The 23,996-nt window shown below is 39.2% G+C and carries 20 protein-coding genes; 11 read left to right on the plus strand and 9 right to left on the minus strand.

The features are described from left to right. The coding region (locus PR699_RS03625; RefSeq protein WP_272572837.1) for a tail fiber protein at nt 1–1,495 on the plus strand (1,495 nt) is incomplete at its 5' end. Then, nucleotides 1,495–2,112, plus strand: coding sequence for a tail fiber assembly protein (locus PR699_RS03630; RefSeq protein WP_014656224.1), 618 nt, complete (start codon nt 1,495–1,497; stop codon nt 2,110–2,112). The genes PR699_RS03625 and PR699_RS03630, both read left to right, overlap by 1 nt. Before the next feature lie 724 nt (nt 2,113–2,836). On the opposite strand, the gene PR699_RS03635 is transcribed toward PR699_RS03630, so the two are convergent. Continuing rightward, a complete protein-coding gene (locus tag PR699_RS03635) occupies nt 2,837–3,040 on the minus strand; it encodes a hypothetical protein (RefSeq protein ID WP_014656222.1) in 204 nt (67 codons plus the stop codon). Between the two features lie 341 nt (nt 3,041–3,381). On the opposite strand from PR699_RS03635, the gene PR699_RS03640 reads away from it, so the two are divergent. Further along, nucleotides 3,382–4,047: a hypothetical protein gene (locus PR699_RS03640; protein WP_272577824.1), complete on the plus strand. Its 666-nt coding sequence runs from the start codon at nt 3,382–3,384 to the stop codon at nt 4,045–4,047. A gap of 562 nt (nt 4,048–4,609) precedes the next feature. Here PR699_RS03640 and PR699_RS03645 read toward each other — a convergent pair. Both PR699_RS03645 and gltP read right to left on the minus strand, forming a co-directional pair. After that, the gene (locus PR699_RS03645) at nt 4,610–5,563 is read right to left on the minus strand and encodes a glycoside hydrolase family 6 protein (RefSeq protein ID WP_014656220.1); all 954 of its coding nucleotides are present in this window, start codon (nt 5,561–5,563) and stop codon (nt 4,610–4,612) included. A 441-nt stretch (nt 5,564–6,004) separates the two neighbouring features. Continuing rightward, a complete protein-coding gene (gene gltP / locus PR699_RS03650; RefSeq protein WP_004920976.1) occupies nt 6,005–7,312 on the minus strand; it encodes a glutamate/aspartate:proton symporter GltP in 1,308 nt (435 codons plus the stop codon). A gap of 645 nt (nt 7,313–7,957) precedes the next feature. Here gltP and PR699_RS03655 point away from each other — a divergent pair. After that, entirely contained in the window at nt 7,958–8,524 is a 567-nt protein-coding gene (locus PR699_RS03655; RefSeq protein ID WP_227698391.1) for a DUF3828 domain-containing protein, read from the plus strand. A 148-nt stretch (nt 8,525–8,672) separates the two neighbouring features. After that, on the plus strand, nt 8,673–9,221 hold the full coding sequence (locus PR699_RS03660; RefSeq protein ID WP_014656218.1) for a hypothetical protein: 549 nt from the start codon (nt 8,673–8,675) through the stop codon (nt 9,219–9,221). 592 nt (nt 9,222–9,813) lie between these two features. On the opposite strand, the gene PR699_RS03665 is transcribed toward PR699_RS03660, so the two are convergent. Together PR699_RS03665 and PR699_RS03670 are read right to left on the minus strand one after the other, a co-directional pair. Further along, the gene (locus PR699_RS03665; protein ID WP_014656217.1) at nt 9,814–10,338 is read right to left on the minus strand and encodes a pentapeptide repeat-containing protein; all 525 of its coding nucleotides are present in this window, start codon (nt 10,336–10,338) and stop codon (nt 9,814–9,816) included. A 587-nt stretch (nt 10,339–10,925) separates the two neighbouring features. Continuing rightward, nucleotides 10,926–11,588: a GntR family transcriptional regulator gene (locus PR699_RS03670; RefSeq protein WP_004920968.1), complete on the minus strand. Its 663-nt coding sequence runs from the start codon at nt 11,586–11,588 to the stop codon at nt 10,926–10,928. Between the two features lie 386 nt (nt 11,589–11,974). Here PR699_RS03670 and PR699_RS03675 point away from each other — a divergent pair, with 386 nt between their 5' ends. Genes PR699_RS03675 through PR699_RS03695 form a run of 5 tightly spaced genes read left to right on the plus strand, consistent with a single transcriptional unit; the run spans nt 11,975 to nt 18,154 of the window. Then, nucleotides 11,975–13,213, plus strand: coding sequence for an NRAMP family divalent metal transporter (locus PR699_RS03675; RefSeq protein WP_014656216.1), 1,239 nt, complete (start codon nt 11,975–11,977; stop codon nt 13,211–13,213). A 15-nt stretch (nt 13,214–13,228) separates the two neighbouring features. After that, on the plus strand, nt 13,229–14,002 hold the full coding sequence (locus tag PR699_RS03680; protein ID WP_014656215.1) for a LamB/YcsF family protein: 774 nt from the start codon (nt 13,229–13,231) through the stop codon (nt 14,000–14,002). Then, nucleotides 13,999–14,805 carry a putative hydro-lyase gene (locus PR699_RS03685; protein ID WP_004920961.1) on the plus strand — a complete coding sequence of 269 codons (807 nt, stop codon included), beginning with the start codon at nt 13,999–14,001 and terminating at the stop codon, nt 14,803–14,805. Before PR699_RS03680 ends, PR699_RS03685 begins: the two co-directional genes overlap by 4 nt. Before the next feature lie 9 nt (nt 14,806–14,814). Continuing rightward, the gene (locus tag PR699_RS03690; protein ID WP_014656214.1) at nt 14,815–16,422 is read left to right on the plus strand and encodes a 5-oxoprolinase/urea amidolyase family protein; all 1,608 of its coding nucleotides are present in this window, start codon (nt 14,815–14,817) and stop codon (nt 16,420–16,422) included. Further along, nucleotides 16,415–18,154 (plus strand): biotin carboxylase N-terminal domain-containing protein, encoded by a 1,740-nt coding sequence (locus PR699_RS03695; RefSeq protein WP_014656213.1) that lies wholly within the window; start codon nt 16,415–16,417, stop codon nt 18,152–18,154. The genes PR699_RS03690 and PR699_RS03695 overlap by 8 nt, the downstream gene beginning before the upstream one ends. Before the next feature lie 44 nt (nt 18,155–18,198). Here the strand turns inward: PR699_RS03695 and PR699_RS03700 are convergent, their stop codons facing one another. Together PR699_RS03700 and fumC are read right to left on the minus strand one after the other, a co-directional pair. Next, on the minus strand, nt 18,199–18,468 hold the full coding sequence (locus PR699_RS03700; RefSeq protein ID WP_014656212.1) for a hypothetical protein: 270 nt from the start codon (nt 18,466–18,468) through the stop codon (nt 18,199–18,201). Nucleotides 18,469–19,133: 665 nt separating this feature from the next. Further along, complete coding sequence (gene fumC, locus PR699_RS03705) at nt 19,134–20,585, minus strand: class II fumarate hydratase (protein ID WP_004920952.1); 1,452 nt, start codon at nt 20,583–20,585, stop codon at nt 19,134–19,136. Nucleotides 20,586–21,279: 694 nt separating this feature from the next. Between fumC and PR699_RS03710 the strand changes: the two genes are divergently transcribed. Continuing rightward, nucleotides 21,280–21,822 (plus strand): DUF924 family protein, encoded by a 543-nt coding sequence (locus tag PR699_RS03710; RefSeq protein WP_014656211.1) that lies wholly within the window; start codon nt 21,280–21,282, stop codon nt 21,820–21,822. 773 nt (nt 21,823–22,595) lie between these two features. On the opposite strand, the gene PR699_RS03715 is transcribed toward PR699_RS03710, so the two are convergent. Continuing rightward, nucleotides 22,596–23,372: a DmsC/YnfH family molybdoenzyme membrane anchor subunit gene (locus PR699_RS03715; RefSeq protein ID WP_004920946.1), complete on the minus strand. Its 777-nt coding sequence runs from the start codon at nt 23,370–23,372 to the stop codon at nt 22,596–22,598. A 1-nt stretch (nt 23,373) separates the two neighbouring features. Beyond that, complete coding sequence (locus PR699_RS03720; protein WP_014656207.1) at nt 23,374–23,991, minus strand: DMSO/selenate family reductase complex B subunit; 618 nt, start codon at nt 23,989–23,991, stop codon at nt 23,374–23,376. Between the last annotated feature and the right edge of the window lie 5 nt (nt 23,992–23,996).

A 23,996-nucleotide genomic window follows, 5' to 3' on the forward strand; every position in this document is an offset into this window, starting at 1 on the left:
ATTGGAATGGTTTAACGCCATAGGTAAGCGTGTTGATGAGTGGTTGATGTACTTGACGCAGCGTGGTGTCGCGGAGTGGGATGCGGCGCTATCTTACCCAAAAACGGCCATCGTTCAGTGGAATGGGGTTATCTATGTTTCCAATAAAGAAACGAAAGGGGAGCAACCGGATAAATCGCAAGCTGCATGGTCTACGCTGGGTGTGTTTTTGGGGTTGGGTAATTATTACACTAAAACAGATACGGACACTAAATTTCAACTTAAAGGTAATTATGCACTAAAAGGGGAAAGCTACACTAAAGTTGAATCGGATACTCGATTCCAACCTAAAGGTAATTACCTCCCGTCAGGCTACAGTTATTCAAAATTAGAGTCTGATACTAAGTATCAACCAAAGGGGAATTATGCCCCAGCGGGAGATTATGCAACAAATACGGCGCTAAAAAATGGGTTAAATGGAAAGTTTGATAAAACTGGGGGCGACATAGCGGGTCAAGTATCAATAGGTAATCGACTAACCGTTAATAACTCAACAATTAAAATTGTTGCTACAGATAACTGGCCTGGTATTTCTATTTATAGAAAAAATGGAAAATCAATACGTGCGGAATCATCAAGTAATGAATCTGTAATGTTGGATATTTCATATCGAAATGTAAATAACGAAAGAGAAAATACATTTATCATACCAAAAAAATCTGGAACAGCGATGGTGGTTGGTGATTATGGTATTGGTACAACAGGAAAGATATACTCAGACGCAAACGACATTCCACTTGAGAGTGGGTTTTATGCAGGTGGAGGAGGAAATACAACGGCGGGTAATAATTTTCACAGCTACTCCCCGCTAATCCATGCATGCAGATCTGGCGGCTCAAGTGGCGCTGGAATGACATTACAAATTCAAGGTAACACATCAAAGTTGCTTGCGTACAGACAAAGAAACGAGGGCTCGTGGAGTAGTTGGTTCGAAATTTACTCAACCGGAAACACAACAAAAGACCACAACGGAAATTTAAAAGTTTCAGGTTCATCATCTGAATTAAGTGATTACCCCGTGGGAGCACCTATCCCTTGGCCTCAAGCCACGGCTCCTAGCGGATATTTAATCTGCAATGGTCAGACATTTAATAAAACGACTTACCCCTTGCTTGCTAAAGCTTATCCATCTGGCGTATTACCTGATTTACGCGGTGAGTTTATTCGCGGCCTTGACGCTGGGCGGAATATTGATAACGGGCGAGTAGTTTTATCTGCTCAAACTGATGCAATTCAAAATATTAAAGGAGAAATTTCAATTTCTTCTGAAAAAACACCATCAAGTGGTTCGAGCGGAGCTTTTACATCAATAACAGCAAATGGAACAGTTGTCACATCATCATTTGTAACACGACAAATTCAAAAATTCAGCTTTGACGCTTCAAATAGCGCAAGAACAGCAAATGAAACTCGCCCCCGTAACATTGCATTTTTATATATCGTGAGAGCAGCATAATGAGCAAATATAATTTAGATATTATTACTGGTGTAATTGGCCAAGATGGTTACGTGTCAAACAATGGCTGGGTAAAAACGTATTACATCAATGAAGCAACGCGCGAGTATATCGGCGCGACAATGGAGTATGTCACGATTGGCGGTGGTTTACCTGCCGGCGCTTATTTAGACGCACCGGAATTACCCGAAAAGCCTGACGTTGCAATTATACGAAGTGCTGATGAACAATCGTGGTTGCATGTTGCTGACCATCGAGGGAAAACGGCTTACAACACAGAGACCCGTCAGCCTGTTGAAGTCGATTTTATCGGCGATTTACCTGAAACACTCACACTTTTAGAGCCAAAAACGGAATTCGATGCATGGAACGGTAAAAAATGGGTCACTGACACTGAAGCCCAAAAAGCCGCATTAATCGAGCAGGCTGAACAGGAGAAATCACAACGACTGGATGAAGCAAATAATATGCTGACTTATCTGCAAGACTCCATCGATACAGGACTGGCAACCGATGAAGAAGCCGCAGCGCTGCAAGCGTGGAAAAAATACCGCGTTTTACTAAATCGTGTTGATACTTCTTTAGCACCTAATATTGAGTGGCCGGAAAAACCGTAATTTTTACTTATCCATAGCCGCTTTATGAAAAGCGGCTATTTTAAAATGCATCGGCTATTCTATTTCATAAAAAGCCTTATTATGTCCTTTTAGTCACATTGAGAGAAGCAGCTTTATTCCTAATATAGGCATTCCGATAAATTATTTTTTATTTATGCGGAGTGTAATGACATGGTAGTGAAAGCCACTGATAAGCCCTTTAAACAAGAATAAACTGGACTTTTTATCAAATACACACTAAATATTTTTATATGTCCACCATACTAGTATTACGCGTATCATTTTCCAGTGATTACCAATTAACAGAGTATTGCTAGTTATTCAATTCATAAAATGGCTGATATATTAATTGATAAGCTGGCCTATTTTATAAATATAGCCTTTCTACATCATTAGGCCAGTCATCATATAGATGGTCAGTATAAAGTAAAAAGCATTCTGTGATGACCCTATTAAGTACCTTATGGTGACAATATCCCCTTCCGTTGAACGTACCTCCCAAATATTGCTTTTATAAAGTTTTGTGACTGTCATTGAACAACCGCCCATCACACTCATCGCTTTTTGAGTATCGTTAATAAGATCAAATAGCTCCCCCATTGAGTCGTAAACCTTCATTGTATCGATATGATAATAGTATTCAGGGCTGTTACGTCGAAATCCGCAAGCCACATTAATTTGAAGATCAGTGTAATGGCTATATTTATTGGTTAATTGCTCAAAATCATCCTGATAAGGTCTTTATTGTTATTTGGGCATTGTGTTGCGCTGCTTGGATATAAGGAGCCTCATCGAACTCAAGTAATGTTGCAGCTATCTCTAGGGTTGAGTTCACAATAAAAGCGTATAAAACTGTACCGTAATATTCGCCTTGAGCTGTTTGTACCGTTGCATTTTCTTCTATTTGAAAAGCTTGTTTAAGGGTCAAAAGATGCTTTATCGGGGAAAACAGCGCCTATACTTTCTGTTATTTTTATGAGCTGAGCGCCTGTAAGTTGTATCGATGCCCTTAAAGGATCCTTTAAAAAATACGTATATTGATTATAAAGTTAAGAAGTGATCAGCGATACGTATCACCGTATTTATTCTCCACTGAAAAATAGTGTATTGCGGTAGGAAATAAGTAAATCATCAGATAATTCCTGAAAATATTTCTAATGATATTCAAAAATAATTATCGGCTAATAAAGTTAGGCCTAGTTATTGCTATATCACTTTGAGATTGCTAGAGTCATTTCGCTTAAGCATTTTTATATAAAAGGATATTTTATGGCAAACCGTTCTTACCTTTACAGTATATCTAATCAACCAAGCTCTTATTATGACCGACCAGATATTGCGAATGGACTTTCTGAATGGTCATATGCAATACCAATGACCTATCGTATATTGATGTCTGGAAACCCAAAATTATGTGAGTCACTGCTATATCATGGGTACGATCATGAAGAAGAAGGGGAAAAAACACCTTTTTATGCGTTGATAAGTGATTTTGATATCGGGTTTGCAAGATTAAAGAAATTTTTTACCTCAATTGAACCGTTATTTTTAGAAAATGGTTATGATGCGAGTAAAGAAATCAAAGAAGCCCTTGAATTTTTAGAGCAGCATAAACAGCCATTTTTGCTATTAGAAACGATTGAATTAGATATGATGCTGACGGAAGGAGCGGATAATTTACGTCAAGCAGTTGAAGATGAAATACAAAGATGTTTACTGGTGGGGCGGGGCATTGATGCAATACCAGATGATAAAGAAACGGCAATTGAGGTAATTAAATGGGCAGCATCTGACCCAGAAAATTTATTTTCTGCTATCAATTTTAATAGCGAATGTGACTATGTTGATGCAGGTTATCCGATGGGCTTATCTTATTGGGAATCTAGCCTATATTATAGGATCTTGAATAAAAAAGAGTTCGAAGAAGAGTCATAATACTATTGAAATATCATGCTATTGGGGGATTAATATAGATATTTTCGATACAATCCCCCTATTGTCTGCGATTAACGCCGCGTAGCATAGCGTTTTTTATGCTTAACGAAAGATAATTGATAGTGAGTTAACTTTACGATAAAGAGAGCAAATAGGCTCAGTCAAATAGCGTTATTGCCTTTGTTTCAATTTCCGATAGATGAATGGGCTATATAAAACGATAGCTAGAATGATATAGCCTAATACCCATTTGAGTTGAAACCCATGAAAATATAGGCCAATAAAAGCAATGAGTAATATTGTAATTCTAATACCGAAAAGTTGAAAAAGATTTAACAAGAGTTCAATACAAAAAGCAAAAAACCTAGCGACGGCCTCGAAAAGAGCATCCATATTTTATCCCTATTCTCCACTGTTTTTATTGGCACTCATGGTACAGCATTAAGTTAAATTATCGTAGTGATAAATTGACACAAAATAATTTATCGGAAAAATGCCAATACCCATAACCTATTATCGGCACTTCTCCTGCGCTGACTTTCTCGCCTTGGTCTTGTATCTATTATTCCCCTTTAATCAGGCGTATCGCTAAATCAGGGCTAAAAACCCCTGCTTTAGGGCCGCCATGGCAATTAGCTGTTGGAGAAAAGTCGCCATCTGATTCCCCCGGTGGCTTTATCCAAGCGGTTTTAACGGTTGCTGAAATATCTTTTGGGCCTTCACCTATCTTACGGCCAAGTGGATTGCACCATTGATTTGGCAATGCTGGTGCACCATGACCATTGCGTGAGGTATCAATAATCATATTGGATTTTATCCCTATCAGCGCCATTAAAAATCGATTAATGTCTTCACCATATTTTATAGTGGGCTCGGTCGCATAGTAATTAGAAATATTGAGTGAAAAACCTGAGGCATCTTTTATTCCCGCTGCAATAAGTTGTTCTGCCATTGTTTTTGCGGGTTGCCACTTCATATTGCCAGCATCAAGGTATACATGCGCATTAGGACTTTTTATTTTAAATTGAGTCACAGCATATTTGAGTAAATCTGTTCTATCTTTGCGCTGCAATGGCGTTAGGCAACTCATATCCGCTAAGGCGTCAGGCTCTAAAATAATGGTAAGCTTAGTGTTTGAAATTGTTTTTGTTAATTGATTAATCCATGTTCGATATTTTTGGCTATTAGTAGTGTTGCTGGCGGAGGCTTGGCCTGAGCAATCGCGGTTAGGTAGAGCGTATAACACAAACATAAGCTGAGTTTTTTGCTTATCAGCTTGTGAAATATAACTTGTTATTTGCTGGGCTAATTCAGTCTCATTTTCATGGATTTTAGAAAGCCAAATAGCCGTAGGCACAGACGCTATTTTAGCCCGAATAGCCAGTGCTCTGGGATCGCTCTTGTTTTTTTCTACCCACAATGCGGCAGACGAGGTGGGATCAACGAAATACTCAGTTGCCATTAGGTTTCCGGTATAGCAAGCTGTAATTAAGCTTAAGAAAAGTATTTTATACATAAAATCGACTCCGGATTTAATAAGAAAAAATGGCTATTAATTATTAATATTGGTAAATAGCTTAAATTAATTTCTGCCACAGTTAAAACGATATAAATAGATCGTTATTTAACGTGCCATACTAAACCGGATTGAATAATTCAAATTAACAGCGATATGTTAATAAAAAAGTAAGTTAGAAAACAAATAATAGAATATATTTATATTATAATTTGAATAAGCTGATTTTTTAACATGCCTAGTTAGTAAAGTAAATATACTTACTCGCTGTTATTAAAAATTGTGTTGTTTATCACGGTTTTACATTAATAATCTAAGATGAAATTTAATCAATATATTAATAAGATCTCAATCGATGTTAGATTATAATTTTTAGGAAATAGATAAAAACACACCGAGTCGTTGCTCGGTGTGTGGAAAGGGATTGTGGATTATCAACCGTTAAAAGGTTTGCTCATATTCACGTGCTTTTTCTTCATCATAATTATGTTCCCACTTGGCAATTACCAAGGCTGCGAGGGCATTACCGACAACGTTTAGTGCAGTTCGAGCCATATCGAGAATACGGTCAACCCCAGCAATAAAGGCTAAGCCCTCCAGTGGAATACCGACACTGCCTAAAGTGGCTAAGAGAACGACGAAGGAGACACCAGGTACGCCTGCAATACCTTTAGAGGTGATCATTAAGGTAAATACAAGGATAAGCTCCTGGCCAATAGACAGTTCAATTCCATAGAGCTGAGCAATAAAGATGGCGGCAATACTTTGGTAGAGTGTTGAGCCATCAAGGTTAAATGAGTAGCCAATTGGTATAACGAAACTGGTTACTGATTTAGGTGCACCGTATTTTTCCATTTTATCCATGATACGTGGAAGCACGGTTTCAGAGCTTGCGGTGGAGTAGGCTAAAAGTAGCTCGTCTTTTAAAATTTTCATTAAGGTAAAAATATTAATTTTGCAATAACGAGCGACAATGCCAAGTACCACAATGGCAAAGAACAAAATTGCACAGTGAACCAGAATCACTAATTTTAGTAGTGGTACTAAAGAGGTAAAACCAAAGTTGGCGACAGTCACGGAGATCAGTGCAAAAACCCCGATAGGGGCATACAACATGATCATATTAGTGACGCGGAACATGGTTTCAGAAAAGGTTTGCAAAACGTCTAATAATGGTTGCTTCTTCTCTTTAGGTAATGAGGAGAGGCCCAAACCAAACAGGACGGCAAAGAAAATGACGGGTAGCATTTCCCCACTGGCCATAGAGGCAAAAATATTGCTCGGCACCATGGTTAAAATGGTATTGATAATACCCGAAGGGTGGCTTTCAACTTCTTGGGTGGTTTTTTCATATTGGGAGATATCAACTTGTGTCAACTGTGACATGTCAATACCAACACCAGGTTGGAAGATATTGGCGAAGCTTATCCCGACAACGATTGCAATAGTGGTGATAATTTCAAAATAGAGGATGGTTTTAAACCCGAGCGACCCAAGTTGTTTCGTATTTCCTACCCCCGCGATACCGACAATTAATGTTGAAATAACAATCGGAACAACGATCATTTTAATTAATTGTATAAATATTTTACCCGCGGGTGATAGAACATTAACGATTAACCAATCTTTATATTCTACGCTTTCATGCAAAAAAGCGCCTACGATAACACCTAAAATCAGTGCGACTAAAATTTGCCATCCTAGGCCAAATTTAAATGGTTTTTTTGTCGAAATGTGGTTTGAAGTCATAATGAAATCTCAAATATATTAATAATTTTTATGTTTGTACTTTTTCTATCGCAATTTTTATAGCGAATATTCGTTAAAACTACAACTGTTAGATCGTAAATATTGAGTTGTTTAGTCGATTAATTGAGCATGGCAATCATTATTTATCGTTGATTTGTATTAAATTGTAATAATTCTTTTCATAATTGATTTGCCACGGTGGAGTAAGAATGGGCTTGGTAGTTAAATGCTTAACCATCAATATTAATTAATTGTTTTCGTGGTGTAACTAAAATGTTAAATACTGAGTGAGGATCATTCTAAATAAAACGAATGAATAGATTGTTTCTATTTATCTATTTAATGGATAAGGAAAATAAGTTATAGGCAGAAAAAGGCAATTATAAAAAACTAATTTTTTAAAATGATGTAAAATCTAAGTCAAGGAATTGTGTGATAGAGGCACTTGATCAACAGGGGAGGATGGAGTACCTATTGTATGAGAAAGAAACATAATAGATTATTGATTGAGCTTTGATTAGCCCTGATATGGGTTGACAACTTTTCGGGTGCTGTTTAGAACTTCATTGGGCATTTAGCACCACTGAGATTATGTGTATTTTATTCATTGAGAAATTTTAAGATTAATTGGTGATGGTACTTGGTATGTTTAATCGAATTAACATTTTTATCTTCTCGATAGTATTACTTCCACTAATAGGCATAGCTAATGGGCATGTTAACGACAATTCTAGGACAAATAATGTTTCATCAACTGCAAGTTCAGGGTTATCTCCCGAAGAAGTTGTTGTGAATTTTTATGAAGGCTATCTCAAAAATATAAATGAAGAAAGTCTAGTGGAGAACTATGTAACCCCTGAATTAGCATTAAAATTATACTATTCGTCAATATGTCACTATGATTCGGATGTAGATGAAAAAGAGTTGGAAAAAATTTGTAAAAAAGAACAAGAGTGCAGAAAAAATAGAGGGAATATTGTTTGTAACTGGGATGGAACTTGGATTGAGACAGATGTTAATTATTTTATAAAATCTCAGGATAATTATCCCTCTTGGGAAAAAAGTATAAAGATATTGAAAATTAAGCAAACTGATGCTTACTCAAAAATAAGTTTAATTTTAGGTGACGGCACTGAGCCAAAATTAAATTTACAGATTATCTTAGTTAAACAAGGAAATAACTGGAAAATAAATCGAGTTACGAAAGTTTAAAGAAAAGAAAGGAGAAGTTATACATGGAAAAACAAAAGCAATCTAGAAATAAAAATAAATCATGATATGGAAGAAATAATATATACATTAAAGCCAAGTGAGGGTAGTATGGTACTCTCATCGGTATATGAGACGGGCTATTAATAAAATGAATTATAAATTGTCAATTTTATTTTTATTCAGCAGCATGACATTTGCAATGGATAACAATATCTTAAGTGCTGGCTTCTTATCCTATTTTCCTAATGAAATCATACTGTATTCAACTGAAAGTAATTTAAACAACAAAACGGTCACGGTTTGTATAAATAATGAACGCAATAATAAAGTCAAGTGTTACCATATGAATGGGCGTGACTTTCAAAAGACTGAAAAAGGTAATGATGGATATAACTCGATAAATAGCGATTTATTACTTAAATATAGTTACAAAAAAGAATTGCATGATAACAATAATGGTCTGTTTTTTGCTTTTATTTATGACGAAAACAATAAGATGAATATTCATTTTACAGCCCAAGATGCATCAAATTTCACTGTAAGTTACAGTCATCACACTTTAAATCTTGCGACTTGTTTAAGTACTGAAGGGCTTTATTTTTATGATAAAATAAACTTTAAAGCTCTTAAACTATATTACTCTCTCGGTTATGGCGTTGAAAGTAACTGTCCTGAATACTTATATTCAGAACAATAAAATAAGACGCTGAATATCCAAATTTTACTTCGTCCTAGTAAGGTATCTATACGAGCAAAAAGTAAAAGCAGCAAGCGATATCTCATTAGCGTTATAGATAAAATTAATTTATCTTCTTTTATGCTGCTTGATGTAGCTAAAATTATGTACAAGAGGAAATACAGATTAAAAGTCAATTTAACTTGTTATTTTAGGTGCATGAGATGGTGAGCCCTCTAATAACCTGTGCTTCTATTTTTTAAGTACTATTCGATTGTTAATCATACAAAGTTTGTAGGGATAGTATACTTTATTTAACGGATTATTAGAACAATTTAATAACTAAAAAGAACTTGAAATATAATAATATCATTGGATATGCATACAATTTATTTTGTGTGACTATATATTGAATGCTTAACCTAATTTTAAAATCACATAATTTCAAAATATGACATGTAAAAGATTGAGTTTAATATTATAGGTAAGCTCACCCATCTGATCTCATTCGTGCGAATGTAAGAATACATGAAATCAGGATCAGTATGATGCTTACACCATACTGATAAATCATGATTTGCAACCAAATGATGATTTTTTTCTTTATAAATCGTTAACCTCCGCTTGGCTCCTCGCCTTCAGTGTCTTGCCAATCTATTTGTTTTTTTTGCTGTATTGAAAGAGGAAGAGCTTCTCCAGCTGTTTTAGTCAGCTTTGCTCCTTGCATATTAGCTAAGGTAAATATGCAATTATTAAATTCAGCTAGCCTTAAGTCGGAACTGGATAAGTTACACTCTGTAAAATTTGTATTTTCATAAATAGACGCACGAAGATCCGCACCTGCTAGATTAGCGCGTGTAAAATTGACGCTTATAAAATCATTCCAACACATATTTGACTCAGCTAAGTCAGTGTCTGTGAAGTTACAGCCGACTATTTCTGAACGAGAAAAAAATGTCCTTCTCATGTCTAAGGCGCTTAGGTCTAGGTCTTCTATGCCCATTCGAAAAATACTGAATCCACATGGATCAGGATCATCAAACTTGGGCATAGCCTCAGGAAGTCGTGGAGATTGGTCATCATAAATTAAGCCTAATTCCCGCAAGGTATTTATAGTTTCATCGAATGTTTTCTTCATGTAATTTTTCCTTGAAAACAAAGTTAAACAAATAAGAATTAGAAAGAGCGTAGTCTCAAGAACAATTCGTTCAACTAACATCACTAGAACTATTCAGCGAATTGAAGATAATAAAGTCCCAAATATAGAGACAATTAGTGCATTGGCTTCTGTTTTTAATCAGTGTATCTGAACTTGCTTCTATGTCGCTAGTAGAAAATATAGAGTTAGATAACCAAATAGCAGAAACTAGAAAACGGGTAAAGATGAAACTAAGTTACTAAAAAATATAATAGTCGCCGTCATAGTATACTCAACAATATATCATTGTAATTACCCTATTTAGGTTATTACTATCTAGGGAAGTCTTCTGCTCGTAAAATCATTCAAGCTATTCCTTTTAGATAAGTTTTTCTTTAAATCGCAAAAAATAGATTAATGCCTCTTACCAGAAAGAATTAGCACTGAGTTATTGAAATCTTGCTCCTATTTACCAATATAGTTGATAACAGAAAAGCAGGGGATCCTATTTGCGTAAACAGGCTCTGAATTCCTCAGGATTGACCAGTACTAGATTGATGGCTTTCACACTTTATTAATAAAGAGAATTAATAGCCGGCTTGTTTTCGTTTAAAGGCGGCGAGCAAGGTTCGCTCTGATAAATCTAAATAACGGCTCAATGTATCAGCCGCTTCAAGGTTACGCCCGGCGTCTAATAACTCTAATATCGATTGGTTTTTATCGATATAAGGGGCATATAGAATCTTAGGATCATTAAGATGACCAAAAGCTAGCCGTAACTCAGCGGCGATATTACGGTAAAGCTTAATTAGCCTTTCGCTATCAGACAACTCAACAATGGCAGTGTGAAATTTCATATTGGCTGTTCCCACACCAATCCAATTTTCCATCTTTTCTTGTTCGCGAGCTTCGTTGACGGCTTGCTTCATTTTCTGTACGGCAGGATGCATGGCATAGGCTTGCTTCAATGCATCACATTCAATTAATCGGCGTACTTGGTAAATGTCGATGATAGCCGCCATATCGGGTACTGAAACAAATACGCCCTTATTTGGTGCATAAGTAAGTAACCCTTCTTGTGTCAAAACACGAAATACTTCGCGCAGAGTATTACGAGAAATATCTAACTCTTCACTAAGAGCGGCTTCCGACAAACGTTGGCCTGGCGTAAGTTCCCCAACCGTGATTTTGTAGCGGATCGTTTCGGCGATAGTAACAGCTAAGGTCTGAACAACAGGTTGTTTAGTCATATCAATAGGTTTTAGGTATGAGCCAATGAGGAACAGTGTAAGAGTTTATCTTCACATATTCCCTAGTCGGCTTCAAGGCTCCTTTTGGTGCATGCTCAGCACAAATCTATCGTTTTTTGCACTCATATGGTGCATTTCGCCGTAATTAGCATTCAAAAAATGTTAATTATTTATGTGTTTTGTTAAAAAAGTGATCGGTCTTTGATTTTTAAATCGCAAACCACGATTTTGATTGCTTGTTAATTCGCCATTCACTATTAATTGTTCAACAATATATTAAAGATAGATTAACAATAATGTGTATTGGTAGAACAATGGCATGATTATTGCCTTTATAACTAACACAACATCGATAACGACAAAAACAATCCGAAAGGAGTATGCACATGGCAGCTCAAGAAAGTACCAGCACAGCAGAGTTCATAAAAAATAGGCGTACCTCATTGATTGGGGCAATATTTTTAATGGCGACATCTGCAATAGGGCCAGGTTTTATTACTCAAACAGCAACCTTTACTGTCACCTTAGGAGCCGCGTTTGCTTTTGGGATCTTGGCATCCATTATTATTGACTTTGTGGTGCAACAGAATATTTGGCGAGTGGTTACTCTAACCAAAATGCATTCATCGGATATCGCTAATGCCACCATCCCCGGAAGTGGCTATCTGCTTGCAGTATTGGTGATTTTTGGTGGTTTGATTTTTAATATCGGTAATATCGCAGGGGCTGGATTAGGGTTAAATGCCCTTGTCGGGTTAGATCCCAAATGGGGCGGGCTGCTCAGTGCCCTGTTAGCGATATATATCTTCTCTTCCCGTAAAGCGAGTACCTTCATTGACCGCGTGATCATTTTGTTAGGCCTAGTCATGATCGGTTTAACGCTGTTTGTGGCCTTTGCTTCCAATCCACCCGTTGGTGAAGCATTACGCCAAAGCGTGCTACCAGATACCGTTGATTTTGCGATGATTACTACCATTGTTGGCGGTACGGTAGGGGGCTATATCTGCTATGCTGGTGCCCATCGTTTACTAGATAAAGGGGCTGTTGGAGTTGAAAACATCCATGTTGTTTCAAGCGCTGCAACTAAAGGGATCTTAGTTGTCGGATTAATGCGCTATATTTTATTTCTTGCCATTCTTGGTGTGGTGGCAAGTGGCGTGACAATTGATATATCAGGCCAAGCTGCTAACCCTGCCTCTCAAGCTTTCCAAGCGGCAGCTGGGAATTTTGGCTTACGCATTTTCGGGTTGATTTTATGGGCGGCTGCATTAACGAGTGTTATCGGTGCTGCTTATACCTCCATGAGTTTCATTACCGCGTTTAAAAAATCCATCACAGAAAGGCAACGTAATATTGCCACCATCTTATTTATCGCAATATCGCTGGCGGTCTACTTAATGATGGGAACCGCACCTGCCGCATTATTAGTTTTTGCTGGTGGGTTTAATGGTCTGATCTTACCGATTGGTTTAACCATCTTTGTTTATATCGGGTGGAAACGTGCCGATTTGATGTCCGGCTATCACTATCCACGTTGGTTGTTATGGTCCGGTATCATTGTCTGTGCATTAACATGGTATATGGGGGCTATGTCGGTTGAAGCAATTTTTAACTACTTGAAATAGAGGTCAAATAGAACAATGAAAAAAATCATCGATTTAAACAGTGATCTCGGGGAAAGCTTTGGTCAATGGAAAATGGGCAATGATACAGCCATGCTGAAAATTGTCAGTAGTGCAAATATCGCCTGTGGCTTTCATGCAGGCTCGCCAGAAGGTATTTTGCGAACATTAAAAGCGGCGAAATTGAACCATGTTACGGTAGGGGCACATGTAGGCTATCCAGACTTAGTGGGCTTTGGGCGGCGCAATATGGATATCGCCTCGGATGAACTGAGCGCTGATGTTATTTATCAAATAGGTGCACTTAAAGGGCTTGCATCTGCGGTTGGTTGCCAAGTCAGCTATGTTAAGCCTCATGGGGCACTGTATAACACCATCGCCCATGATAAGCGTCAAGCAATGGCTGTTATTGATGCGATATGCGCTATCGATTCACAGTTAGTTTTGGTTGCACTTGCAGGCTCTCCACTGATTGGATGGGCCAAAGAGCGAGGGCTAACCGTTGTTGCAGAAGCATTTGCGGATAGGGCTTATCACTCTAATGGTGCTTTGGTTTCCCGTCGGGAATCCGGTTCGGTATTACATGATCCTGAGCAAGTTGCACAGCGCATGCTGCAATTAGTGAATGAAGGGGGAGTAATATCAATTGAAGGGGATTTTACGCCGATCGAAGCGGGCTCTATTTGTGTTCATGGTGATAGCCCCGGGGCATTAGCGATGGCGCAAAATGTGCGTGAGTTATTACAACAGCATGGTGTTGAAATCAGAGCTTTTTCGGGAGGGGCCCTATGACAAGTTTATTTAAGGCGTCAGAAAAAGCGATTATGGCAGCAAGAGCCGCAAGAGAAGCTATTCGACAAGGTTTTGATAAACCGACGGCGGGCTTGGCTGCTGGATTGACTCAAGCCAATATGATTGCGTTGCCCCGAGATTGGGCCTTTGATTTTTTATTGTATGCACAACGCAATCCGAAAAGCTGCCCTGTACTGGATGTATGCGAAGCGGGGAGTTGGCAAACCATTTTGGCTGAAGGGGCCGATTTGCGAACGGATATCCCTCGTTATCGCGTTTGGCAACAGGGGAAACTGGTGGATGAGATCACGGATGCCAGCAAGATTTATCATCAACACACTGACTTAGTGACTTTTTTAATCGGTTGCAGCTTTACTTTTGAAACTTCATTGATAGAAGCGGGTATTGATGTACGGCATATCACGGATAAAACCAATGTGCCAATGTATAAAACCAATCGGTTATGCCGTCCAGCAGGGCGATTACATGGAGAGCTCGTGGTTTCAATGCGGCCTATCGCTGCGGATCGTGTAGCGGATGCGGTCAGTATTACAGGGCGTTTTCCATCGGTTCATGGAACCCCTGTTCATATTGGCGCCCCTGAACAATTAGGGATTGTCGATATTATGCAACCTGATTTTGGCGATCCAGTTCGCATTGAAGAGGGAGAAATACCTGTGTTTTGGGCTTGCGGTGTAACGCCACAAGCAGCCGTGATGAAATCAGGCGTCCCATTTGCCTTAAGCCATGCGCCGGGGCATATGTTTATAACGGATATTCCTGATGCAGCCTATCATGTATAAGGGGGTTTAATGCGATTTTTACCTGTCAATTTAAGCACTTTTATGATTGAGCTACAAAGTCTTGAAGAGACAATGGCTCTGACGGATGTGCTGCGTAACATGTCACGTCAGCTTGCGATTGAAGAAATTACACCAGCAGCAAGAACCGTTTTAGTTCGCTTTAATCCTGTTATTACGAATGCCAATATCATCATTGATGAAATTGAAAGGTTAGATATTTCGAAGGCGGATCTTAAATTAGGCCAGTTGGTGACTATCCCTGTTCACTATAACGGTGAAGATCTTGCTGATGTTGCTGAACACCTAGGGGTGTCAATTGATGAAGTAATAAGAAGACACACTAACAATGAATACCAAGTGGCTTTTTGTGGCTTTGCACCAGGGTTTGCTTATATGGTTGCAAAAAATGTCCAATTAAATGTACCACGTCGGCCATCACCACGGATCCGAATTCCGGCTGGCTCTGTTGCTTTAGCTGGCGAGTTCAGTAGCGTCTATCCTCAAGCAAGTCCAGGGGGATGGCAATTAATTGGCGTTACACCAACGGCTGTATGGGATTTACATCGCACAGAGCCTGCACTGTTAAAACCGGGGTATCGTGTCAATTTTGTTGATGCTGCGAAAACGGGGATCACCTATAGCCTACCTCAGCCAACAGTTGCGCATCATAAGGATAGCCAACGTAGTGATATCACTGTCCTTGCCACAGGATTACAAACGTTATTACAGGATATTGGGCGAATAGGGCAGGCTGCATTGGGAATTTCTGAATCCGGAGCTATGGATAAAGGCGCGCTACGAAGCGCAAATCGGTTGGTAGGAAATGCAATCCATGAAGCAGTGCTGGAAATTACCCAAGGGGGTTTTAAAGCACAGGCAAATAAACCGTTATTGGTAGCAGTCACAGGGGCATGTTGTGATATCGAAATTACGACAGCCGAAGGTGTTACCTATTGCGCACAGCAATATCAAGCGATTCATTTAGCCTCGGGGGATATTATTCGCTTAGGAACGGCAACAAAAGGCGTGCGTAGCTATTTTGCGATACGCGGTGGCATCCAAAGTACGCCTGTTCTTGGTAGCTGTTCTTTTGACACATTAGCACAGGTAGGGCCTGCACCATTAACGGTAGGGCAGACATTAGCGGTTAAATCACTTAAACAACCAACGGCTATTTCACTTGATGAACAACCTGCATTTAACTACCCAAGTACGAGTGATGTGGTGGTGCTAGATATCATTTTAGGGCCTCGAACTGATTGGTTTACTCCACAGGCGGTACAACGGTTAACGTCACAATTATGGCAGGTTACGGCAGCATCCAATCGTATCGGGTTACGCTTGGCGGGCGATGCGGCTATTGAGCGTGCAATACATCAAGAGTTACCCAGTGAGGGGACGTGTATTGGGGCAATTCAAATCCCTGCGAATGGACAACCGGTCTTATTTTTGAATGACCATCCGTTAACTGGTGGTTATCCGGTTATTGGTGCGGTATGTGAATATCACTTGGATTTAGCGGGGCAGCTACCCGTTAATGCCCAAATACAATTTAACCCAATCGGGGTATTTAAAGAATATGAAGGGAGTCGGGATACTTATGCCTACAATGAATAATCAAACTAAACATAAAGTATTGATCGCAAACCGTGGCGAAATAGCAGTTCGCATTATTCGTGCGTGTCGGGATATTGGCTTCGATTCAGTCGCGGTTTACGCGGATCCCGATATTAACGCATTGCATGTTCAGATGGCGGATGAAGCATATGGATTATCGGGAAGTACACCCGCCGAAAGCTATCTGGATATGGATAAATTACTTGAGGTAGCGAAAAAATCAGGGGCAACCATGGTACACCCTGGTTATGGTTTTCTATCAGAACGTGCAGAGTTTGCTCGTGCGGTACAAGGGTTGGGCTTGATTTGGGTTGGCCCAGAACCTGAAACCATAGACATATTGGGTGATAAAGTCAAAGCTCGTCAAATTGCGATGCAGGTCGGCGCACCTTTAGTGGCAGGAACCAAAGAGCCTGTCAAAGAGGCCAAAGAAGTCGTTGAATTTGCCCATACCAATGGTTTGCCGATTGCGATTAAAGCGGCCTATGGCGGTGGCGGTCGAGGCTTAAAGGTAGCATGGCACATGGAAGAGGTAGAGGAGCTATATCACTCTGCGGTGCGAGAGGCGACAGCGGCTTTTGGGCGAGGCGAGTGTTTCCTAGAGCAGTTTTTACATAATCCTCGGCATATTGAAGCGCAAGTTATTGCGGATAAATTTGGCAACGTGGTTGTCGTGGGAACGCGTGATTGTTCTTTACAACGACGAAATCAAAAATTAGTGGAGGAGTCACCAGCGCCATTTTTATCAGAACAATTACAACAACAAGTGATTAAAGCGTCTGTCGATATTTGTAGTCACGCCAATTATGTGGGGGCGGGAACCGTCGAATTTTTGTTAAGCCAAGATGGCAAATTGTCATTTCTTGAGGTGAATACGCGTTTACAAGTTGAACACCCTATTACCGAAGAGACCGCGGGGATTGACTTAGTCATTGAGCAATTACGGATAGCACAAGGTTTACCATTAAGTATCCGCGAAACCCCTAAACCACGAGGGCATGCTTTTGAGTTTCGTATTAACGCAGAAGATGCAGGAAATGGTTTTTTACCCACACCGGGGGTTATCCTTAAATTTGATCCTCCATCCGGCCCGGGTATCCGTTTAGACAGTGGTGTTGTGGCAGGGGCGACTATCCCAAGTACGTTTGATTCTTTAATGGCAAAACTGATTGTCATTGGCAATACACGCGAACAGGCTATCCAGCGCGCTCGCCGTGCTTTAGGCGAATTTTCGATTGAAGGCGTGGCATCCGTACTGCCTTTCCATCGCGCGGTGATGGAGCATGCTGACTTTTGTGAAAGGTTTAATGTGCATACTCGCTGGATTGAAACTGAATTTTCTGTTGAGCTTGCACCAGCAAAACGGCAATTACCACAAAATAACCCACAAATAACGCGTACCTTTATTGAAATCGATGGGAAGCGCTGTGAGCTTGGTTTACCGACACAATGGTTAGCTGGGTTAGCGATGCCATCGACAGAGCAGGTTTCAATAACGAATCATCAAGCGGTCGCACAAGATCAGCAAGTGAATGCCCCTATTTCAGGCGTACTGTTTAGTTGGTTAGTTGAAGAAGGCGACACGGTTGCTCAAGGAGAGGTTATTGGTGTCATGGAAGCGATGAAAATGGAAGTACAGGTAATCGCTCACCGTGCCGGTACGCTGAAATATATTGTCAATAAGGGTGATTATATTGATGCAGATAGCGTAATTGCAGAAATAAATGACTAGTTCACTCTGGAGCAAGTGTTTACTTGCTCCCGTTTAAATAACCATTATCGCGAAATACGTTCAGGGAGTGCACGCAATGGTGGGTTAGGGGCGGGCACACTGTGCTTATCGTCTTTTTTGATTTCTTCGCTATCGCGATAGACTTCACCACACATAAAATAGAGGTTAGGGCGCTTTGATTCGAGATAAGATTTACGGGTGATACACTGATCTTGTGTAAAAATGGTCTCAGTCACAGGCAATGCATCACAGGCATCTGTGCCACAAGGACTTACCCATAATGCCCAGCCAATGAGTACCATATGTCCTGCCATTTCGAGCCGCTCCTCCAACGAGTATTGGGTTAATACCATGCCACAGTGTGGTGGCTGAATTGACTGTTGATGATCTAAATAATGCAATGACAATTGTTAACCCGATAAATGTTGATATAAACGAGCATTAATTGGGTTTACGCGGATCTTACCATTGCATTTATCAAATGTATGTAATTGCGTGAAAAATCATTTTAAATTGGCATTAAATAGCAAATCAATAAAATTATTGGAATGGCAACCGTAAAAAGGGTTAAATCGAACGTATTTTATTTTTAACAATTTGGTTCTACAGCGAATTAGCTAACGTGTATAGGTGTATCGGCCGCGACAGCATAGTGAATAAAATGCTTGATCAAACTATCATAATACATATTGCTTCTATTATAGAACAGTGGTGTACATTGACTAGACGTCAGCGAAGGGCGAATAGTGTAAAGGGTGGATTATTCCAAAATTACGCCACACAGTTGTATTTTTTGTGGGTGAACTCAGCGAAAATAATAGGTCTAAGCCAAAATCCGGTTAAGCTAAATTTTAATGTCACTAGGTGGTAATATATCACTTATGCTATTCCCCCTGAAATATATAATAATGTTATTTCAAGGGGGTATCTTGTTTTGCTTACTGTGGTATTGCTATTTTAATCATCATAAAAAGATGGGTTAAGCACCCGATAAACCATTGCCAGTCATATCGATTGGATTCACATATTTATTAAAGTCTTCTTCACTTATTTTTCCTGAAGCAATAGCGGATTCTTTTAAAGTGATATTTTTGGCTATGGCATTTTCTGCAATATGCGCCGCATTTTGATAACCAATAATAGGTGACAAAGCGGTAACTAACATCACACTGTTATCGACATACTCAGTGATTTTAGCGGTATTTAATTGCGTACCTTCAACAGAAAACTCTCTAAATTTATGGCAACCATCAGCTAAAATACGAATTGAATGTAGCAAGTTATTGATAATAACAGGGCGCATCGCATTTAATTCAAAGTTACCTTGGCTGCCTGACATGGCGATTGCAGTATCATTGCCCATCACTTGAATACCTATCATCACAATTGCTTCGCATTGAGTTGGGTTAACCTTACCTGGCATGATTGAAGAGCCTGGTTCATTAGAAGGTAAAATTAACTCACTAAAGCCACAGCGAGGACCCGAAGCTAACCAGCGCATGTCGTTGGCGATCTTAATGAGTGCGACAGCTAATCCACGAATAGATGCGTGTGTGCGAACTAACGCATCCAGAGAGCCTTGCGCAGTAAATTTATTGGGTGCAGTAATAAAGGGTTTTTGAGTCAACTCAGCTATTTTATCGGCAACATCTTTTGAAAAACCGGCTGGTGCATTGAGACCTGTACCAACCGCGGTGCCGCCAACCGCGAGCTTATAAAGATCTAATTTACTACGTTTAATATCTTCGAGAGCATCTCTGAGTTGACCTGCCCAACCATACCACTCTTGACCAACAGTTAAAGGCACGGCATCTTCCAGATGAGTACGGCCAATTTTCACTACATTCATCCAAGTGCTGGCTTTTTTCTCAATAACATCAATTAAACTTTCAATACTTGGGATTAATTGCTCATCAAGTGCAAAAATGGCAGCAATATGCATCGCGGTTGGGAAGGTATCATTAGATGACTGCCCCATATTGACATCATCATTTGGCCCTATGGGCGATTGACTTCCTAACGTTCCACCAAGCAATTGAATTGCACGATTGGAAATAACTTCATTCACATTCATATTCGATTGTGTGCCAGAGCCAGTCTGCCAAACATAAAGAGGATAATGCTCATCCAATTGACCATTAATAGTTTCATCCGCAGCGATAACAATCGCCTCTTTTTTCCACTCAGGAAGTCGGTTAGCAGCACAGTTAACTAACGCACAAGCTTTTTTGATATAACCATAAGCGTGATACACTTCTTTTGGCATTAAATCGTTGCCAATATTAAAATGCTGTAATGAACGCTGAGTTTGTGCTCCCCAATAACGGTCGGCAGGAACATTTATTTTCCCCATACTATCGAATTCTTCACGAAAACCTGTCTCATTAATACCGATTGGTAATGTCTTATTTAGACTGTATTTATTTTCCATTATAAATTCCTAAATGATGAGAGGATGTATATCTAGGGAATATTATTTAGGATATATATTTTTTGTTCAAATCATTTATAAAAAATAAATAAAAAATCAATTAATGATGATTTGATTTCGATTTCACTTGTAAATTAACAGAAATTAACTGTGAAAAAATTCTATGCAACAAAAATAAATATTAAAAAGAAAAATAAATAGAGGAAAAAGGAGAAATAAATTTATTTAATATTAAGTCAAATAGTTTAAATGGCAAAAGTAGACTTACTTATGTTCTCCTCAAAACATTGTCTAGATAACCCATATTGGTTGTATTAATAGTGAGAATCGTATCAGTGAAGTAAAAAATCATTGAGCGTGTAACAATGCCGCGATGAATACGTTATTCATAAGGGGGATAAACGGTGTCTAGTAACATTCCTTTAGTCTCAAGATTATTGGATTATTAATAATACCTATCAGAATAAGTTAGCACATGGGATCTGATTATTTTTTATCAGCTTTTTAATGGACTATCTATCTTTGATGATTAATTTATATGCACTATTACTCGCTGATTTTGGAAGCGCTTCGCAAAAATACAAAATATTTATCTGAAGATTGCAGTTTTAAGAAGTAGCTCATAACAATACTACAAGGTTTTATTTACGATAAAAAATAACTTATCACTAACAAATTTAGGCTTATAACGATTATGAATACCATGGAAAACGTTTTAACATTTTGGTTTGAGGAGTCAACCTCAAAACAGTGGTTTGAAAAAAATGAAAAGTTTGATGCTCTTATTATGCAGCGTTTCGGCGGAACACTAGAGCGTGCAGCAAAAGGAGAGTTAGCTTATTGGCGTATTTCTATTCGTGGGCGCTTAGCTGAGATTATCGTTTTAGATCAGTTCTCTCGCAATGTGTGGCGTGATACACCGAAAGCTTTTGCCCAAGACCAAATGGCACTGGCATTGGCTCAAGAAGCGATAAAACAAGCAGATTATAATCTGCTGCCACTATCTCAACGCAAATTTATTTTAATGCCGTTTATGCACTCTGAATCAAGCTTTATTCATCAGCAAGCGGTTGAGCTATTTCGTGGCTTAGGGGATGACAATACGCTAAATTATGAAATGCAACATAAGGCGATTATTGATCGTTTTGGTCGTTATCCACATCGAAACCAGATATTGGGGCGTCCTTCTACTAAAGAGGAAATTGCCTTTTTACAGCAACCAAATTCCGCTTTTTAGATAGTTTCTAAACGCTGGGGTAGCTAGGTTTGCCGTGAATGGAAACACTGCAAACCCCTGTTGACAAAATGAAGAAGATTTAGTGGTATCACTTATTGATTATTGTGAGAAAAAAGGCGAATGTATTGCTGCATTCTTTCGCTTTATTAAAAGATTTATTACTAAGGTTATTTTAAACAGGTGAAAAGGACCTCTCTAATGCCTTCTAATAACCATAATGCGTTGATATCATGTCTATCACTTTGTTTTGGTATAATTTGTTATTATCTTCAAGCTGTACAGCAGCTATTTTTTCCTTTTTATAGAGAAGGGGCAAATACTTATCTGCTATTGCTAGCGTACTACAAATCAATGAGTTTATATTTACTCGGTTATTGGCTCTTTCTAATACCTGTATTTTACTTTTATCTCAAAAACAGTTTGAATCATTTTCACCGCTACTTATTGTACTTTTTGATCCCAGGCCTTTTTTCTATACTCCTTTGGTTCATAGAACTTCTACCACGCAGCCATCAAATAGAGGGTCTAATAATTGAAATTATAGTAGCGGATATCCTCTTCGCTTATATTATAGGGGGGACATTTATTATCGCGCTAGTTGCGGTAATGTGTGATTTTTTAATACAGAAAATTGCCTTAAAATGGAATACTGTATTGAGAAGGTCGCAGTGATGCTGGTGGCTTTAATTATTACTTTTGTGTTTATACGCTATTAAAAAAAGAGCCTACATTCGCAGGCTCTTAACGTGATTATTAAATTGATACTCGTGGAACTACATGGTGATTTGCCATAAGTTATAAAAGGCAATACGTCCTGCAAGTTCAGCCAGTAAAACAGCACCCGCACATGTCGCTAATGTCGCTTTTGGTGCACGTTGTTTTAATGCCATACCGATAAATCCTGCCAAAGCAATAACTAAGACAACGACTTGGAAACCCCAGAAGCCAGTTTGCTCAGCGCTCAATGCTGGACCGGTTTCGGATAAGAACGCTTGATACCCCGCACGGCTAGCGAAAATAACCAACGCACCGATAAGGAAAGAGGCGATCCCTAATCCACGAGCGCCAATAGCTATTGCTAAAGCACCACCGCCAACTAACATGGTCATCCACATTTGCAGCGTAGTATAGCCCGTATTCCAGTTTGCGATTGAAGCAATGTTATAAACCTGTGGAATTGACCAAACAAACGCCACACCTGAAATAACCGCGGCAATATTCGCTAATTCACGTAGCAATGCTTGTTTATAAAAGAGTGTAAAAAACAAGGTTGCAGCGGCAAAAGTGACGAAGACACCACTTAAAAAGGCTTCGTTACTCATCGGTGAGCGACCAACACCTAGCAACATATTGAAAAAGCGCAGTGGTTGGCCCACATGTAGGCCACCAATACCTAACCCAATAATCATCACAACAAAGGCGAGGATATTGGCATTTTTCAGTTGCTTTTCATCAATTGAACCTATTTTTTTACTTAAATAAGCTAATAAAAATAGCCCAGCAGCAGACTGCCCCAACACGGTGAAAAAGACTAGTGGTAATTCATGCATTTTACACCTCCGCAGGGTTTTTTAGTTCACCACTTTTATCGCCAGAAGGTTTGGCATCTTTATGTGGTTTAATAACGATGTTTGGATTGGTAAGGCTAGGGTCTGGCATAGGCGCAATACCACACTCTGTACCGTGAAGCTCACGTAGGACATTGATATCATCAAAGTCCAATGCACGTTGTGGGCATGACTCAACGCAAACGGGTTTCATACCTTTAGCAACGCGCTCGTAGCAGCCATCACATTTGCTCATCAGTTTTTTCTTCTCGTCATATTGCGGCGCACCGTATGGGCAGCGTAATTCGCAGTAACGACAACCGACACAAACGGTTTGGTCAACAACGACAAGACCATCTTCGGCACGTTTGTGCATCGCCCCTGTTGGGCAACCTTCCACACAAGTTGGATTAGAGCAATGGTTACAAGAGATAGATAAATAGTAGCTATAGACATTTTGCTGCCAAATACCATCTTGTTTTTGCCAACTACCACCACCAAATTCGTATACACGGCGGAATTTAGGGCCTAAATCGAGATCTTTTTCGTCCTTACAACTGACTTGACACGTTTTACAGCCAGTACATTTTGTGGAGTCAAAATAAAAGCCATACTGTTTCATCAATT

This window comes from Providencia sp. PROV268 (assembly GCF_028477805.1).
In the GTDB taxonomy this organism is placed as follows: domain Bacteria; phylum Pseudomonadota; class Gammaproteobacteria; order Enterobacterales; family Enterobacteriaceae; genus Providencia; species Providencia stuartii.

Bases quoted from the DNA above. Each gene is read 5' to 3' on its own strand.
- PR699_RS03665 (WP_014656217.1), bottom strand. From the start codon at position 10,338: ATGAAGAAAACATTCGATGAAACTATAAATACCTTGCGGGAATTAGGC.
- PR699_RS03685 (WP_004920961.1), top strand. From the start codon at position 13,999: ATGACAAGTTTATTTAAGGCGTCAGAAAAAGCGATTATGGCAGCAAGA.
- fumC (WP_004920952.1), bottom strand. From the start codon at position 20,585: ATGGAAAATAAATACAGTCTAAATAAGACATTACCAATCGGTATTAAT.
- PR699_RS03710 (WP_014656211.1), top strand. From the start codon at position 21,280: ATGAATACCATGGAAAACGTTTTAACATTTTGGTTTGAGGAGTCAACC.
- PR699_RS03630 (WP_014656224.1), top strand. From the start codon at position 1,495: ATGAGCAAATATAATTTAGATATTATTACTGGTGTAATTGGCCAAGAT.
- PR699_RS03675 (WP_014656216.1), top strand. From the start codon at position 11,975: ATGGCAGCTCAAGAAAGTACCAGCACAGCAGAGTTCATAAAAAATAGG.
- PR699_RS03645 (WP_014656220.1), bottom strand. From the start codon at position 5,563: ATGTATAAAATACTTTTCTTAAGCTTAATTACAGCTTGCTATACCGGA.
- PR699_RS03720 (WP_014656207.1), bottom strand. From the start codon at position 23,991: ATGAAACAGTATGGCTTTTATTTTGACTCCACAAAATGTACTGGCTGT.
- PR699_RS03680 (WP_014656215.1), top strand. From the start codon at position 13,229: ATGAAAAAAATCATCGATTTAAACAGTGATCTCGGGGAAAGCTTTGGT.
- gltP (WP_004920976.1), bottom strand. From the start codon at position 7,312: ATGACTTCAAACCACATTTCGACAAAAAAACCATTTAAATTTGGCCTA.
- PR699_RS03655 (WP_227698391.1), top strand. From the start codon at position 7,958: ATGTTTAATCGAATTAACATTTTTATCTTCTCGATAGTATTACTTCCA.
- PR699_RS03700 (WP_014656212.1), bottom strand. From the start codon at position 18,468: ATGGCAGGACATATGGTACTCATTGGCTGGGCATTATGGGTAAGTCCT.
- PR699_RS03715 (WP_004920946.1), bottom strand. From the start codon at position 23,372: ATGCATGAATTACCACTAGTCTTTTTCACCGTGTTGGGGCAGTCTGCT.
- PR699_RS03640 (WP_272577824.1), top strand. From the start codon at position 3,382: ATGGCAAACCGTTCTTACCTTTACAGTATATCTAATCAACCAAGCTCT.
- PR699_RS03660 (WP_014656218.1), top strand. From the start codon at position 8,673: ATGAATTATAAATTGTCAATTTTATTTTTATTCAGCAGCATGACATTT.
- PR699_RS03690 (WP_014656214.1), top strand. From the start codon at position 14,815: ATGCGATTTTTACCTGTCAATTTAAGCACTTTTATGATTGAGCTACAA.
- PR699_RS03695 (WP_014656213.1), top strand. From the start codon at position 16,415: ATGAATAATCAAACTAAACATAAAGTATTGATCGCAAACCGTGGCGAA.
- PR699_RS03670 (WP_004920968.1), bottom strand. From the start codon at position 11,588: ATGACTAAACAACCTGTTGTTCAGACCTTAGCTGTTACTATCGCCGAA.